This is a genomic window from Phytohabitans flavus, from assembly GCF_011764545.1.
GTDB classification, from domain to species: Bacteria; Actinomycetota; Actinomycetes; order Mycobacteriales; family Micromonosporaceae; genus Phytohabitans; species Phytohabitans flavus.
Genome location: NZ_AP022870.1, coordinates 8,289,939 through 8,303,227 on the forward strand (window position 1 = coordinate 8,289,939; position 13,289 = coordinate 8,303,227).

Genomic DNA, 13,289 nt, shown 5'->3' on the forward strand with positions numbered 1-13,289 from the left:
GGAGATAGACGTGATTCAGCAAGAGTCGCGACTGCGCGTCGCCGACAACACGGGTGCCCGGGAGATCCTGTGCATCCGTGTGCTCGGCGGCTCGGGTCGGCGCTACGCCGGCATCGGCGACGTCATCGTGGCCACGGTCAAGGACGCGATCCCGGGCGCGGGTGTCAAGAAGGGCGACGTCGTCAAGGCGGTCGTCGTCCGCACCGCGAAGGAGAAGCGGCGGCCCGACGGGTCGTACATCCGCTTCGACGAGAATGCCGCTGTGATCATCAAGGACGGCGGTGACCCGCGTGGCACCCGTATCTTCGGCCCGGTCGGCCGCGAGCTGCGGGACAAGCGGTTCATGAAGATCATTTCGCTCGCACCGGAGGTGCTCTAACCGTGAAGGTTAAGAAGGGCGACACGGTCGAGGTCATCGCCGGTAAGGACAAGGGCGCCCGGGGCAAGGTCATTCAGGCCATGCCGCGGGACAACAAGGTCATCGTCGAGGGCGTCAACCGCGTCAAGAAGCACACCCGCATCCGCACGACCCAGCGTGGTGCCAAGACCGGCGGCATCGTCACCCAGGAAGCGGCGATCCACGTCTCGAACGTGGCGGTCGTCGACTCCGACGGCAAGCCGACCCGCGTCGGTTACCGCTTCGACGAGAACGGCCAGAAGATTCGCATCTCGCGCCGTTCCGGTAAGGACCTGTGATGACTGCCCCGACCGAAACCAAGATCCGGCCGCGCCTCAAGGAGCGGTACCGCAGCGAGACCGTGGCGAAGCTGAAGGACCAGTTCAGCTACGCCAACCCGATGCAGGTGCCGGGCCTCGTGAAGATCGTGGTCAACATGGGTGTCGGCGACGCCGCCCGCGACGCCAAGCTGATCGACGGCGCGGTCCGCGACCTCGCCACGATCACCGGGCAGAAGCCGCAGGTGCGCCGGGCGACCAAGTCGATCGCGCAGTTCAAGCTCCGCGAGGGCATGCCGATCGGCGCCAAGGTCACGCTTCGCGGCGACCGGATGTGGGAGTTCCTGGACCGGCTGCTGTCGATCGCGCTGCCGCGTATCCGTGACTTCCGCGGCCTCGACGCGCGCAAGCTCGACGGCAACGGCAACTACACGTTCGGTCTCACCGAGCAGTCGGTGTTCCACGAGATCGACCAGGACCGCATCGACCGGGTCCGGGGCATGGACATCACGGTGGTCACCACCGCGAAGACCGATGACGAGGGCCGGGCGCTGCTGAAGCTCCTGGGCTTCCCGTTCAAGGAGAACTGACAACATGGCGAAGAAGGCCCTGATCCTCAAGGCCGCCAAGAAGCCAAAGTTCTCGGTGCGCGCGTACACCCGCTGCCAGCGGTGCGGGCGGCCGAAGGCGGTGTACCGCAAGTTTGGTCTCTGCCGTGTCTGCATCCGGGAGATGGCCCACCGCGGTGAGCTCCCCGGCGTGTCCAAGGCTTCTTGGTAACCAACTCTCTTCGCCGTAGGCCCGTGGGCAGCGCCCCGGGAACCGCGGCGAGAAAGGCAGATCTGAACCGATGACGATGACCGACCCGATCGCAGACATGCTGACGCGTCTGCGCAACGCCAACCAGGCGTACCACGACCGGGTGACGATGCCCTACTCGAAGATCAAGGCGAACATCGCCGAGGTCCTCAAGGCCGAGGGCTACATCTCGTCCTGGATGGTCGAGGAGCCCGAGGAGGGCGCCGTCGGCAAGCGACTGATCGTCGAGCTGAAGTACGGCAACAGCCGCGAGCGCAGCCTCGCCGGCATCCGGCGCGTGTCGAAGCCCGGCCTCCGGGTGTACGCCAAGTCGCCCGAACTGCCGCGCGTGCTCGGCGGCCTGGGCGTGGCGATCATCTCAACGTCTCAGGGCCTGTTGACCGACCGGCAGGCCCGCAAGCGAGGGGTGGGCGGGGAAGTCCTCGCCTACGTCTGGTGACGGGAGATAAGTAGACATGTCGCGAATCGGACGTAAGTCGATCCCCGTTCCCACGGGCGTCGACGTCACCATCGACGGCCAAACCGTGCGGGTCAAGGGCCCGAAGGGCGAGCTGTCGCACACTGTTGCCGAGCCGATCACCGTGGAGCGCGGTGACGACGGCCAGCTGCACGTCAACCGGCCCAATGACGAGCGCCGCGCCAAGGAGCTGCACGGCCTCTCCCGTACCCTGGTCGCCAACATGATCGTCGGCGTCACCGAGGGGTACCGGAAGAGCCTGGAGATCAACGGCACCGGTTACCGCGTCACCGCCAAGGGCAAGGACCTGGAGTTCGCGGTCGGGTACTCGCACCCGGTGCTGGTGCCGGCGCCGGAGGGCATCACCTTCTCGGTGGAGCGGCCGACGCTCTTCCACATCGCCGGGATCGACAAGCAGCAGGTCGGCGAGCTCGCCGCCAACATCCGGAAGATCCGCCCGCCGGAGCCGTACAAGGGCAAGGGCATCAAGTACCAGGGTGAGGTCATCCGCCGCAAGGCTGGAAAGGCAGGTAAGAAGTGAGCGCGACTCTGCTCAAGCGTCGCCGCGGCGTGGCCGCGAAGCGCGCCGTCGGGCGGGCGCGCCGGCACTTCCGGGTCCGGAAGAACGTCTTCGGCTCCGCCGAGCGTCCGCGCCTGGTGGTCACCCGCTCGCTGCGGCACATCACCGCCCAGATCGTCGACGACAACAAGGGCCACACCCTGGCGTCGGCGTCGACCCTGGACGCCTCGATCCGGGGTGGCGAGGGCGACAAGAGCGCTCTCGCCGGCAAGGTGGGCGCCCTGCTCGCCGACCGCGCCAAGGCCGCGGGTATCTCCAAGGTCGTCTTCGACCGCGGTGGCAGCAAGTACGCCGGGCGCATCGCCGCTCTGGCGACGGCCGCCCGCGAAGCCGGACTCGAGTTCTAGGAAGGAAGACCACATGCCTGGTCAGCAGCGCCGGGGCGGCGGGTCCGGCAACTCCGAGGGTGGCGGCGGCCGTCGTGAAGGTCGCGGTCGCGGCCGCGGCGAAGGCAACGCGCCTGTCGAGAAGACCCCCCACCTCGAGCGGGTAGTCACGATCAACCGTGTCGCCAAGGTCGTCAAGGGCGGCCGTCGCTTCAGCTTCACCGCGCTTGTCGTGGTGGGCGACGGCGACGGCACCGTCGGCGTCGGCTACGGCAAGGCCAAGGAGGTGCCCGCGGCCATCGCCAAGGGCGTCGAGGAGGCCAAGAAGCACTTCTTCAAGGTGCCGCGTATCGCCGCCTCGATCCCGCACCCCGTTCAGGGTGAGGACGCGGCGGGCGTCGTGCTGCTCAAGCCGGCCTCGGCCGGTACCGGCGTTATCGCCGGCGGCCCGGTGCGCGCGGTGCTGGAGTGCGCCGGCATCCACGACGTGCTCTCCAAGAGCCTCGGGTCCTCCAACCCGATCAACATCGTGCACGCCACCGTCGCGGCCCTGAAGAGCCTGGAGTCTCCCGAGGCTGTCGCGGCCCGCCGTGGCCTGCCGGTCGAGGATGTCGCGCCCGCCGCCATGCTGGCGACCCGGGCGGGGGTGACGGCGTAATGGCACGCCTGAAGGTCACCCAGGTCCGGTCCGAGATCGGCGCGAAGAGCAACCAGCGGAACTCGCTGCGCTCGCTCGGGCTGAAGCGGATCAACGACGTGGTGGTCAAGGAGGACCGCCCCGAGATTCGGGGCATGATCTTCACCGTCAACCACCTGGTGAAGGTCGAGGAGGTCGAGTAATGACGATCAAGGTCCACCACCTCCGGCCGGCTCCCGGCGCCAAGACCGCAAAGACCCGGGTGGGTCGCGGTGAGGGCTCCAAGGGCAAGACCGCCGGTCGCGGTACGAAGGGCTCGAAGGCTCGCAAGAACATCTCGCCGGCGTTCGAGGGTGGCCAGATGCCCATCCACATGCGCCTGCCGAAGCTCAAGGGCTTCAAGAACCGCTTCAAGGTCGTCTTCCAGGTGGTCAACCTGGAGCGGCTGGCCGAGCTCTTCCCCGACGGGGCGAGGTCGGTCCCATCGAGCTGGCCAACGCCGGCGCGGTCCGCAAGGGCCAGCTGGTGAAGGTGCTCGGCACGGGCGAACTTGGTGGCGTCAAACTCCAGGTGTCGGCGCACGCGTTCAGCGCGTCGGCGAAGGAGAAGATCACCGCCGCCGGTGGCACGGCAACCGAGCTCTAGGAACGAAAACGTGGCGTCCGTCAGTTGCTTCCTCGCGACTGGCGGGCGCCACGTCTACTATCTGACGTTTCGTCCCGGTAACATAGTGAAGCGTGTATGTCCCCGGGCGCATCTGCCCGAACTCACACCGTACTGTTAGAGTCCGTTGCCAGTATGGATGTCGGGTGACCGCCCGACGCCCGAACCGTCCGCCACGACCCGGCGGCCGCCTCGCGCAGGAGGAAGACGTTGCTGTCCGCGTTTCTCAGTGCGTTCCGCACGCCTGATCTGCGCAAGAAGCTGCTGTTCACGATAGGCATCGTGGCGATCTACCGGCTGGGTGCGACACTCCCCAGCCCCGGCGTGTCGTATGGCAACGCCCAGCGGTGTATCGAGGCGATGGAAGAGGGCACGCCGGGGGTCTTCACCCTGCTGAACCTCTTCTCGGGCGGCGCATTGCTCTCGTTGTCCGTATTTGCTCTCGGCATCATGCCGTACATCACAGCATCGATCATCCTCCAGCTGCTCACCGTGGTGATCCCACGTCTGGAGCAGCTGCGCAAGGAGGGCCAGGCCGGCCAGGCGAAGATCACGCAGTACACCCGGTACCTGACCCTGGGGCTGGCGGTGCTGCAAGCCTCGGCGTTCGTCGCGCTCGCCCGGTCCGGGCAGCTCTTCAACAACCAGTGTGACCAGTGGCCGCTGATCCCGAGGGCACGGGGATGCCCATGTGGATCACCTTGGTCACGCTGGTCATCACGATGACCGCCGGCACCGGCGTGGTGATGTGGCTCGGTGAGCTGATCACCGACCGCGGCGTCGGCAACGGCATGTCCGTCCTGATCTTCACCTCGATCGCCGCCCGTCTCCCCTCCGAGGGTTGGACGATCAAGGAGAGCCAGGGCTGGGGCAAGTTCTTCCTCGTGCTCGCGCTCGTCCTCGTGGTCATCACCGCGGTCGTCTTCATCGAGCAGGCACAGCGCCGCATCCCGGTGCAGTACGCGAAGCGCATGATCGGTCGCCGGATGTATGGCGGCACGTCCACCTACATCCCGCTCAAGGTCAACCAGGCGGGTGTCATCCCGGTCATCTTCGCGTCGTCGCTGCTCTACCTGCCGCAGCTGGCTCTCCAGTTCGGCGACCCCAACAACCTCAACTCGTTTGAGGCGTGGGTGCAGAACCACTTGGCCAACCCAGCCGACTGGGTGTACATCGTCGTCTACTTCTTCCTGATCATCTTCTTCACGTACTTCTACGTGTCGATCACGTTCAACCCGACTGAGGTCGCGGAGAACATGAAGAAGTACGGCGGCTTCGTCCCGGGTATCCGTCCGGGCAAGCCCACTGCCGAGTACCTGGACTTCATCCTCAGCCGGATCACCCTTCCCGGCGCCATGTACCTTGGCCTGATCTCGATCCTGCCGAACTTCTTCTTCATCTGGCTGGACAGCAGCCAGTACCAGAACTTCCCGTTCGGTGGCACCGCCGTGCTCATCATGGTCGGCGTTGGCCTGGAGACCGTGAAGCAGATCGAGAGCCAACTGATGCAGCGGAACTACGAAGGGTTCCTGCGGTAGATGCGCCTCGTACTGGTCGGTCCTCCAGGGGCGGGTAAGGGGACCCAGGCCGAGTTCATCGCCGCCCACCTGGCCGTGCCCAAGATCTCGACTGGGGACATCTTCCGTGCCAACGTCTCCCAGGGCACGCCCCTGGGGGTGGAGGCTCGGCGATACATGGACGCTGGTCAGCTCGTGCCCGACGAGGTGACCATCAACATGGTGCGCGAGCGGCTAGCCGAGCCGGATGCGACAGACGGCTTCCTGCTCGACGGCTTCCCGCGCACCGTGCCCCAGGCCAACGCGCTCGACAAGCTGCTGGCCGACTTCGGTACGGCGCTCGACCTCGTCATGGAGCTCGTGGTCGACGACGACGAGGTGATCCGGCGGCTCTCCGGCCGGCGCACCTGCCGGGGCTGCGGCAAGATCTGGCACGTCGAGTTCGACCCGACCTCGCGCGAGGGCATCTGCGACCGGTGCGGTGGGCAGCTCTTCCAGCGCGACGACGACAAGGCCGAGACGATCGCCAAGCGGCTGGAGGAGTACGCGGAGAAGACCTCCCCGCTGGTCGACTACTACGGCGCGCAGAACAAGCTGGTGGGTATCGACGCCACCGGCCCGGTCGAAGACGTGACCGTCCGCGCGATCGACGCCCTCCGGTCGTACGGGGGCTGACCCCCCAGGTTGCGCCCGCGGGCCAGGATTACAGCTAGCCTCGAATGATGCCGCGCCACCAGCTGATCCAAATCAAGACGCCAGCGCAGATCGAGAAGATGCGGGCCGCAGGCCTGGTCGTGGCCGCCGCGCTGGCCCGCATGCGCGAGGCGGTCGCGCCCGGGGTCTCCACCGCAGACCTCGACGCGCTGGCCGAGGCTGTGATCCGGGGCGCTGACGCGGTGCCCTCGTTCAAGGGCTACCACGGCTACCCGGCCTCGATCTGCTCGTCGGTCAACGAGCAGATCGTGCACGCCATCCCCTCGCCCAAGCAGGTGCTGCGCGAGGGCGACCTGATCTCGATCGACTGCGGCGCGGTGCTCGACGGCTGGCACGGGGACGCGGCGATCACGGTACCGGTCGGGCAGGTTCGGCCCGAGCTGCTGCGGATGGCCGAGGTCGCCGAGGACGCGATGTGGGCCGGCATAGCCGCCGCCGCGCGGGGTGCCGCCTCGGGACGGGGACGGCTCACCGACATCTCGTTCGCCATCGAGGTCGCGATCAAACGCTCCGGCGGGCGGTTCGGGATCGTCGACGGCTACGGCGGCCACGGCATCGGTACCGAGATGCACCAGGACCCGCACGTGCTCAACCACGGCCGGCCGGGACGGGGGCCGAGGCTGGTACCCGGCCTGGCGCTCGCCATCGAGCCAATGATCACGATCGGCTCGCCCAAGACGGAGGAGCTCGACGACGGCTGGACCGTGGTGACCCGGGACGGTTCGATCGCCGCGCACGTGGAGCACTCCATGGCACTGCTGGACGACGGCGTCTGGGTCCTCACCGCTCCCGACGGCGGCCGCGAGCGCCTCGGTAGCCTCGTCACCGCCCGCGAGCCCGCCCCCGCCTAGGGTGGCGTGCGCGCGGCTCAGGGTTGAGCCAGGGGCGATCGGCGTAGCCGCACCAGGGCGCCGGGTGGGATCCTCGTACGTATGGACCAGCGGGACCGGATGCGCGCCGCCGACACCGATCGCGAGGCTGTCATCGAGCGGCTGCGCACCGCGCTCAACGAGGGGCGGCTGGAGCTGCACGAGTTCGACGAGCGGGCGGCCGAGGCCTACCGGGCGAAGACCTACGCCGACCTCGATCGCTTGCTCCTCGACCTGCCCGGCGTCGCGCCGGCGAGCCGTTCGCACCTCGCCCCGGCCCCACCGCCGCCCCCGCCCGCTCCGCCGCCCGGCACCGTCCCCGCTGGCTGGCCACGCTCTGGGGCACCTGGGCCGCCGCGGTCGGCATCAACCTGATGATCTGGATCCTGGTGTGCCTCTCCAAGGCCGACCTTGTGTACTTCTGGCCGATGTGGGTGGCCGGCCCGTGGGGCGTGCTGCTGGTGATCGCCACGATCGGCGGACTGAGCCGGGGCGAGCCCCAGCGCTGGGCCGAAAAGCAGGCCAGTAGGCAGGCCCGTAGGCAGGAGCGCAGGCGCCGCCGGGGTGGCTACTGAACGGTGTCGGCTCGGTTTGCTGTCAATACGTGAAGCGGCGTACACTGACTAGCTGGCGCGCAGCGTCCACTCCGGCATGCCCACCCGCGCTTCTGTGGGTCACCGGAGCCGCGGCTGGCGCGGGTGATCTCTATCACTCGCGATAAGACGGTGCGAGCCTGTCCGAGAACCCGACGTCAGGACAGCGGAGGACATGCCCAAGAAGGACGGGGCCATCGAGATCGAGGGCCGGGTCATAGAGCCACTCCCGAATGCGATGTTTCGGGTTGAGCTTGCCAACGGCCACAAGGTGTTGGCTCACATCAGTGGCAAGATGCGGCAGCACTACATCCGCATCCTGCCGGAGGACCGGGTCGTCGTCGAGCTCTCGCCGTACGACCTCACCCGCGGGCGCATTGTCTACCGCTACAAGTGACCGTCGAGTCGACCACGAGGTCTCGACCGGCTGAAAGTGATTGCCAACCGTGAAGGTCAAGCCGAGCGTCAAGAGGATCTGCAACAAGTGCCGGGTGATCCGCCGGCACGGCCGGGTCATGGTCATCTGCAGTGACCCGCGCCACAAGCAGCGCCAAGGCTGACGCACCCAAACAGAAGAAGCTCGTCCCAGCCGCGGAAGTTCGCCGATCATCGGCGCGACTCGCGGCTGACCCCCGGTCGGAGGCCGGGGCCCGCCCGGGCAGGCGGGGTGGGACGGGCACAGACCTCCGTGAGACACACGAGGAGTACGCCCGCACATGGCACGTCTAGTCGGCGTTGACCTCCCCCGCGAAAAGCGGATGGAGATCGCGCTCACCTACATCTTCGGGGTCGGTCGGACCCGCGCCGTCGAGGCGCTCACGGCGACCGGCATCAGCCCGGACAAGCGCGCCAAGGACCTCACGGACGAAGAGCTCGTTCAGCTCCGTGACTACATCGAGGCCAATTTCAAGGTCGAAGGTGACCTGCGCCGCGAGGTTGCCGCAGACATCCGCCGCAAGGTCGAGATCGGCTGCTACGCCGGCATCCGCCACCGCCGCGGCCTGCCGGTCCGCGGGCAGCGGACCCGTACCAACGCACGCACTCGCAAGGGTCCGAAGCGGACCGTCGCCGGCAAGAAGAAGCCCGGCAAGAAGTAATTAGGAGCGCACACACATATGCCACCGAAGGCTCGCGCCGGGGCCGCAGTCAAGAAGGTCCGGCGTAAGGAACGCAAAAACGTCGCCCACGGGCAGGCGCACATCAAGAGCACCTTCAACAACACCATCGTCTCGATCACGGACCCGACCGGTGCGGTGATCTCCTGGGCATCCGCCGGTCAGGTGGGCTTCAAGGGTTCCCGCAAGTCGACCCCGTTCGCCGCGCAGCTGGCCGCCGAGGCGGCCGCCCGCCGGGCCATGGAGCACGGCATGCGCAAGGTCGATGTGTTCGTGAAGGGTCCGGGCTCCGGCCGGGAGACCGCCATCCGTTCGCTGCAGGCCGTCGGCCTCGAGGTCGGCCAGATCGCCGACGTCACGCCGCAGCCGCACAACGGGTGCCGTCCGCCGAAGCGTCGCCGGGTCTGAGGGAGAACTAAGAGAGATGGCTCGTTACACCGGTGCTGACTGCCGCCGTTGCCGGCGGGAGAAGATGAAGCTGTTCCTCAAGGGCAGCAAGTGCGACGGTCCGAAGTGCCCGTTCGAGTCCCGGCCGTTCCCGCCCGGGCAGCACGGCCGCGGCCGTACCAAGGAGGGGAGTACCTGCTCCAGCTCCGCGAGAAGCAGAAGGCCCGCCGCGTCTACGGCGTGCTGGAGAAGCAGTTCCGTGGCTACTACGACGAGGCCGTGCACAAGCCGGGCAAGACCGGTGAGGTGCTGCTCCAGATCCTGGAGTCCCGGCTGGACAACGTCGTGTACCGAGCCGGCTACGCCAAGTCTCGCGACATGGCCCGCCAGCTCGTCAAGCACGGCCACTTCCTGGTCAACGGCAAGAAGGTCGACGTCCCGTCGTACCGCGTCAAGGAGCACGACATCGTCGAGGTCCGGGGCAAGTCGAAGGAGATGACCCCCTTCATCGTCGCCCAGGCCGAGGCTGGCTCCAAGGGCGTTCCGGCCTGGCTGGAGGCGATCCCCAGCCAGATGAAGATCCTCGTGCACACCCTCCCGGCCCGGCAGGTCATCGACACGCAGGTCCAGGAACAGCTGATCGTCGAGCTTTACTCGAAGTAAGGCTTGTGGCCGGCGCGTCGTCCTGGCGCGCCGGCCGTCACGTGGGCGGCTGTCAAATAGCGGGCAGCCCCGACCGAAGGAAGAAACACAGTGCTCATCACCCAGCGGCCGACTCTCTCCGAGGAGTCGATCAGCGAGACCCGTTCGCGGTTCACCATCGAGCCGCTCGAGCCCGGCTTCGGCTACACGCTCGGTAACTCCCTGCGCCGTACGCTGCTGTCGTCCATCCCGGGCGCGGCCGTGACGTCCATCAAGGTCGACGGCGTGCTGCACGAGTTCACCACGATCCCCGGTGTCAAGGAGGACGTGGTCGAGCTGGTCATGAACATCAAGGAGCTGTGCGTCAGCTCCGAGCACGACGAGCCGGTCAGCATGTACCTGCGCAAGCAGGGCCCGGGCGATGTCACGGCCGGTGACATCCAGCCCCCGGCCGGCGTGTCCGTGCACAACCCGGACCTCAAGCTCGCCACGCTGAATGGCAAGGGCCGGCTCGACATGGAGCTGACCGTCGAGCGGGGTCGCGGCTACGTCACCGCCGCGCAGAACAAGCAGGCCGGCGCCGAGATCGGCCGCATTCCGGTCGACTCGATCTACTCGCCGGTGCTCAAGGTGACGTACCGCGTCGAGGCGACCCGAGTCGAGCAGCGCACCGACTTCGACCGGCTGATCATCGATGTCGAGACCAAGGCCTCGATCGGCCCGCGCACTGCGCTGGCCTCCGCCGGCTCCACCCTGGTCGAGCTCTTCGGCCTGGCCCGTGAGCTGGACGAGACCGCCGAGGGCATCGACATCGGCCCGTCGCCCCAGGACGCGCAGCTCGCTGCCGACCTGGCGCTGCCGATCGAAGAGCTCGACCTGACCGTCCGGTCGTACAACTGCCTCAAGCGCGAGGGCATCAACACCGTCGGCGAGCTCATCGGCCGTACGGAGGCGGACCTTCTCGATATAAGGAACTTCGGTCAGAAGTCCATCGACGAAGTCAAGATGAAGCTCGCCGGGATGGGTCTGGGGCTGAAGGACTCGGCTCCGAACTTCGACCCGGCGCACGTCGTGGACTCCTTCGGCGAGGTGGACTACGACTCCGACGACTACCGCGAGACTGAGCAGCTCTAAGCGGCTGCCGGCACGAACGAGGAGCACCAGACGATGCCCACGCCCACGAAGGGCCCCCGCCTCGGCGGTAGCCCCGCGCACGAGCGGCTGATGCTGGCCAACCTGGCCACGTCGCTGTTCCGGCACGGAAAGATCACCACCACCGAGACCAAGGCCCGGCGGCTGCGGCCGCTCGCCGAGCAGCTGATCACCAAGGCCAAGCGCGGTGACCTGCACTCCCGGCGGCGCGTCCTGACCGTGGTCAAGGACAAGGACGTGGTCTTCGAGCTGTTCGACCAGATCGCCCCGCGGTACGCGAACCGCCCCGGCGGCTACACCCGGATCGTGAAGACCGGGCCGCGCAAGGGTGACGCCGCGCCGATGGCGATCATCGAGCTGGTCGAGGAGCTGGTGGTCGCCGAGGCGCCGGCCAAGGCCGCCAAGGCCGCGAAGCGGACCGCCCAAAAGGCCACGGCCCAGCAGGACAAGGTCGAGGCGCTGGCCCCGGACGAGGAGCCGACCCCGGTGTCCCAGGCGGACGAGGCCGGGACCGACACCACGCCCGAGGCTTCCGGCACGAACGCGCCGGGCGCCGACGACAAGGCCAAGGACTGACGGCTAAAGCACCGTGGCAGGGCGCCCCTCACGCTGGTGAGGGGCGCCCTGCCGCATCTTGGGAGGTGGGATGACCCGGGTACGGCTGGACGTGTCGTACGACGGCACGAGCTTTTCCGGCTGGGCCGCCCAGCCGGAGCGCCGCACCGTGGCCGGGGTCCTCACCGAGGCGCTGGAGCGGCTCCTCGGCCCGGACGCGGCCACCGGCCTCACCGTCGCCGGGCGCACCGACGCCGGCGTACACGCGACCGGCCAGGTGTGCCACGTCGACCTGCCTGACGAGGATTGGGCCCGGCTGGCACCCACGCTCGTACGGCGGCTGGCCGGGCTGATGCCGCCGGACGCACGGGTACGGGCGGCCCGCGAGGTGTCCGGTGACTTCGACGCGCGCTTCTCCGCGACCTTCCGGCGGTACGAGTACCGGGTCACCGACGCGCCGTACGGGGCCGAGCCGCTGCGCCGCCACGCCACGCTCGCCTGGCCCCGACCGCTCGACGTGGACACGCTCAACGCCGCGGCCAAGGGTTTCCTGGGCGAGCACGACTTCGCGGCGTACTGCAAGCGCAAGGAGAACGCCACCACGATCCGGGCGATCAGCCGGCTCGACTGGCGGCGCGATCCGGACGGCACGCTTGTGGCGACCGTACAGGCGGACGCGTTCTGCCAGGCGATGGTGCGCAGCCTGGTGGGGGCACTGCTCACCGCCGGGGATGGGCGCCGCCCGGTCGACTGGCCGGCCAGCCTGCTCAGCCACCGCGAGCGATCCAGCGAGGTGACGGTCGCGCCGGCGTGTGGTCTGACGCTGGTGGCGGTCGGCTATCCCGAGGACCCCGAGGAGTACGCGAGCCGCGCGGAGCTGACCCGGCGGCTGCGGGGCTGAGACCGCCGCCCATTTCTCCATGCACTGTCCCGCGCAAGGCCGCGTGTGAGAATGCTCGGCGTGACCGGAGAGCACTACTTCAGCGCTCAGCCCAGCGTGGGCGAGCGCCGCCGCGACGTGGAGTTCACCGCCGGCCGTAGGGAGTACACGCTGGTCACCGCCGGTGGCGTCTTCTCCGGAAACCGGCTCGACCCTGGCACCGCTGTACTCCTGCGGAAGGCCCCGCTGCCCGCGGCCGGGGCCGCCGGTCCCTTCCTCGACCTGGGATGTGGCTACGGCCCGATCGCCTGCGTGCTCGCGGCGTCCGCACCGAGCGCGACCGTGTACGCGGTCGACGTCAACGAGCGGGCCCGTGCGCTCGCCGCCGAAAACGCGGCCCGGCTCGACGCCGGCAACGTGCGGGTGGCCGCGCCGGAGGAGGTGCCGGCGGACGTGCGGTTCGCGGAGATCTGGTCGAACCCGCCGATCCGCGTCGGCAAGGCGGAGCTGCACACGATGCTCGACACGTGGCTGCCCCGGCTGGCGCCGGACGGCGTGGCGTGGCTCGTGGTCGCCCGCCACCTGGGCGGCGACTCCCTACAGCGGTGGTTGGAGGAGCGCGGGCACCGGGTCGAGCGGCACGCGAGCCAAAAGGGGTACCGCGTCCTGAAAGTCGCGTCCCTGAAAGTCGGATGACCGGCGCCGGTG

21 protein-coding genes and 3 pseudogenes are annotated in these 13,289 nt (G+C 68.4%); all 24 read left to right on the forward strand.

All coding sequences use genetic code 11. From position 1 onward, the window contains the following. Positions 1 to 10: 10 nt before the first annotated feature. The 24 genes and pseudogenes from rplN (at position 11) to Pflav_RS36865 (ending at position 13,277) form a co-directional block, all read left to right on the forward strand. Positions 11 to 379 (forward strand): 50S ribosomal protein L14, encoded by a 369-nt coding sequence (gene rplN / locus Pflav_RS36755; protein WP_089244879.1) that lies wholly within the window; start codon positions 11 to 13, stop codon positions 377 to 379. A gap of 2 nt (positions 380 to 381) precedes the next feature. Next, the gene (gene rplX, locus Pflav_RS36760) at positions 382 to 696 is read left to right on the forward strand and encodes a 50S ribosomal protein L24 (RefSeq protein ID WP_173041250.1); all 315 of its coding nucleotides are present in this window, start codon (positions 382 to 384) and stop codon (positions 694 to 696) included. After that, positions 696 to 1,265: a 50S ribosomal protein L5 gene (gene rplE, locus Pflav_RS36765; protein WP_173041251.1), complete on the forward strand. Its 570-nt coding sequence runs from the start codon at positions 696 to 698 to the stop codon at positions 1,263 to 1,265. Before rplX ends, rplE begins: the two co-directional genes overlap by 1 nt. A gap of 4 nt (positions 1,266 to 1,269) precedes the next feature. Beyond that, entirely contained in the window at positions 1,270 to 1,455 is a 186-nt protein-coding gene (locus Pflav_RS36770; RefSeq protein ID WP_173041252.1) for a type Z 30S ribosomal protein S14, read from the forward strand. A 70-nt stretch (positions 1,456 to 1,525) separates the two neighbouring features. After that, positions 1,526 to 1,933: a 30S ribosomal protein S8 gene (gene rpsH / locus Pflav_RS36775; protein ID WP_173041253.1), complete on the forward strand. Its 408-nt coding sequence runs from the start codon at positions 1,526 to 1,528 to the stop codon at positions 1,931 to 1,933. Between the two features lie 16 nt (positions 1,934 to 1,949). Further along, positions 1,950 to 2,492 (forward strand): 50S ribosomal protein L6, encoded by a 543-nt coding sequence (gene rplF / locus Pflav_RS36780; RefSeq protein ID WP_173041254.1) that lies wholly within the window; start codon positions 1,950 to 1,952, stop codon positions 2,490 to 2,492. Then, entirely contained in the window at positions 2,489 to 2,878 is a 390-nt protein-coding gene (gene rplR / locus Pflav_RS36785; protein WP_173041255.1) for a 50S ribosomal protein L18, read from the forward strand. Before rplF ends, rplR begins: the two co-directional genes overlap by 4 nt. Positions 2,879 to 2,891: 13 nt before the next feature. After that, positions 2,892 to 3,515, forward strand: coding sequence for a 30S ribosomal protein S5 (rpsE, locus tag Pflav_RS36790; protein ID WP_173041256.1), 624 nt, complete (start codon positions 2,892 to 2,894; stop codon positions 3,513 to 3,515). Further along, positions 3,515 to 3,697 (forward strand): 50S ribosomal protein L30, encoded by a 183-nt coding sequence (gene rpmD, locus Pflav_RS36795; RefSeq protein ID WP_173041257.1) that lies wholly within the window; start codon positions 3,515 to 3,517, stop codon positions 3,695 to 3,697. Before rpsE ends, rpmD begins: the two co-directional genes overlap by 1 nt. Continuing rightward, a pseudogene (gene rplO / locus Pflav_RS36800) lies at positions 3,697 to 4,139 on the forward strand (50S ribosomal protein L15). The gene rpmD and the pseudogene rplO overlap by 1 nt, the downstream one beginning before the upstream one ends. A gap of 228 nt (positions 4,140 to 4,367) precedes the next feature. Next, positions 4,368 to 5,695: pseudogene (secY, locus tag Pflav_RS36805) on the forward strand (preprotein translocase subunit SecY). Then, positions 5,696 to 6,349, forward strand: coding sequence for an adenylate kinase (locus Pflav_RS36810; protein ID WP_173041258.1), 654 nt, complete (start codon positions 5,696 to 5,698; stop codon positions 6,347 to 6,349). Positions 6,350 to 6,396: 47 nt separating this feature from the next. Further along, on the forward strand, positions 6,397 to 7,239 hold the full coding sequence (gene map, locus Pflav_RS36815) for a type I methionyl aminopeptidase (RefSeq protein WP_173041259.1): 843 nt from the start codon (positions 6,397 to 6,399) through the stop codon (positions 7,237 to 7,239). A gap of 81 nt (positions 7,240 to 7,320) precedes the next feature. After that, on the forward strand, positions 7,321 to 7,632 hold the full coding sequence (locus Pflav_RS46675; RefSeq protein ID WP_232072344.1) for a DUF1707 SHOCT-like domain-containing protein: 312 nt from the start codon (positions 7,321 to 7,323) through the stop codon (positions 7,630 to 7,632). Then, positions 7,632 to 7,832 carry a hypothetical protein gene (locus Pflav_RS46680; protein WP_232072346.1) on the forward strand — a complete coding sequence of 67 codons (201 nt, stop codon included), beginning with the start codon at positions 7,632 to 7,634 and terminating at the stop codon, positions 7,830 to 7,832. Before Pflav_RS46675 ends, Pflav_RS46680 begins: the two co-directional genes overlap by 1 nt. Before the next feature lie 193 nt (positions 7,833 to 8,025). Further along, the gene (gene infA / locus Pflav_RS36825; protein ID WP_007073013.1) at positions 8,026 to 8,247 is read left to right on the forward strand and encodes a translation initiation factor IF-1; all 222 of its coding nucleotides are present in this window, start codon (positions 8,026 to 8,028) and stop codon (positions 8,245 to 8,247) included. Positions 8,248 to 8,296: 49 nt separating this feature from the next. Then, positions 8,297 to 8,410, forward strand: a complete 114-nt coding sequence (rpmJ, locus tag Pflav_RS36830) for a 50S ribosomal protein L36 (protein WP_043965539.1) — start codon at positions 8,297 to 8,299, stop codon at positions 8,408 to 8,410. A 156-nt stretch (positions 8,411 to 8,566) separates the two neighbouring features. Then, the gene (gene rpsM, locus Pflav_RS36835) at positions 8,567 to 8,947 is read left to right on the forward strand and encodes a 30S ribosomal protein S13 (protein ID WP_173041260.1); all 381 of its coding nucleotides are present in this window, start codon (positions 8,567 to 8,569) and stop codon (positions 8,945 to 8,947) included. 18 nt (positions 8,948 to 8,965) lie between these two features. Then, on the forward strand, positions 8,966 to 9,373 hold the full coding sequence (gene rpsK / locus Pflav_RS36840; protein ID WP_030329919.1) for a 30S ribosomal protein S11: 408 nt from the start codon (positions 8,966 to 8,968) through the stop codon (positions 9,371 to 9,373). 64 nt (positions 9,374 to 9,437) lie between these two features. Continuing rightward, positions 9,438 to 9,952: pseudogene (gene rpsD, locus Pflav_RS36845) on the forward strand (30S ribosomal protein S4); the annotation flags it as partial. A 153-nt stretch (positions 9,953 to 10,105) separates the two neighbouring features. After that, positions 10,106 to 11,128, forward strand: coding sequence for a DNA-directed RNA polymerase subunit alpha (locus Pflav_RS36850; RefSeq protein WP_173041261.1), 1,023 nt, complete (start codon positions 10,106 to 10,108; stop codon positions 11,126 to 11,128). A gap of 33 nt (positions 11,129 to 11,161) precedes the next feature. Beyond that, a complete protein-coding gene (gene rplQ, locus Pflav_RS36855) occupies positions 11,162 to 11,722 on the forward strand; it encodes a 50S ribosomal protein L17 (protein ID WP_173041262.1) in 561 nt (186 codons plus the stop codon). A gap of 70 nt (positions 11,723 to 11,792) precedes the next feature. Next, positions 11,793 to 12,602, forward strand: a complete 810-nt coding sequence (gene truA, locus Pflav_RS36860; RefSeq protein WP_173041263.1) for a tRNA pseudouridine(38-40) synthase TruA — start codon at positions 11,793 to 11,795, stop codon at positions 12,600 to 12,602. Between the two features lie 60 nt (positions 12,603 to 12,662). Continuing rightward, a complete protein-coding gene (locus tag Pflav_RS36865; RefSeq protein WP_173041264.1) occupies positions 12,663 to 13,277 on the forward strand; it encodes a class I SAM-dependent methyltransferase in 615 nt (204 codons plus the stop codon). Positions 13,278 to 13,289: the final 12 nt, after the last annotated feature.

Coding starts and splice junctions, on each gene's coding strand:
- rpsE (WP_173041256.1), top strand. CDS start 2,892: ATGCCTGGTCAGCAGCGCCGGGGCGGCGGGTCCGGCAACTCCGAGGGT.
- Pflav_RS36770 (WP_173041252.1), top strand. CDS start 1,270: ATGGCGAAGAAGGCCCTGATCCTCAAGGCCGCCAAGAAGCCAAAGTTC.
- rplF (WP_173041254.1), top strand. CDS start 1,950: ATGTCGCGAATCGGACGTAAGTCGATCCCCGTTCCCACGGGCGTCGAC.
- Pflav_RS36810 (WP_173041258.1), top strand. CDS start 5,696: ATGCGCCTCGTACTGGTCGGTCCTCCAGGGGCGGGTAAGGGGACCCAG.
- Pflav_RS46680 (WP_232072346.1), top strand. CDS start 7,632: ATGATCTGGATCCTGGTGTGCCTCTCCAAGGCCGACCTTGTGTACTTC.
- rpmD (WP_173041257.1), top strand. CDS start 3,515: ATGGCACGCCTGAAGGTCACCCAGGTCCGGTCCGAGATCGGCGCGAAG.
- rpsH (WP_173041253.1), top strand. CDS start 1,526: ATGACGATGACCGACCCGATCGCAGACATGCTGACGCGTCTGCGCAAC.
- rplQ (WP_173041262.1), top strand. CDS start 11,162: ATGCCCACGCCCACGAAGGGCCCCCGCCTCGGCGGTAGCCCCGCGCAC.
- map (WP_173041259.1), top strand. CDS start 6,397: ATGCCGCGCCACCAGCTGATCCAAATCAAGACGCCAGCGCAGATCGAG.
- Pflav_RS46675 (WP_232072344.1), top strand. CDS start 7,321: ATGGACCAGCGGGACCGGATGCGCGCCGCCGACACCGATCGCGAGGCT.
- rpsK (WP_030329919.1), top strand. CDS start 8,966: ATGCCACCGAAGGCTCGCGCCGGGGCCGCAGTCAAGAAGGTCCGGCGT.
- rpsM (WP_173041260.1), top strand. CDS start 8,567: ATGGCACGTCTAGTCGGCGTTGACCTCCCCCGCGAAAAGCGGATGGAG.
- truA (WP_173041263.1), top strand. CDS start 11,793: ATGACCCGGGTACGGCTGGACGTGTCGTACGACGGCACGAGCTTTTCC.
- infA (WP_007073013.1), top strand. CDS start 8,026: ATGCCCAAGAAGGACGGGGCCATCGAGATCGAGGGCCGGGTCATAGAG.
- rplE (WP_173041251.1), top strand. CDS start 696: ATGACTGCCCCGACCGAAACCAAGATCCGGCCGCGCCTCAAGGAGCGG.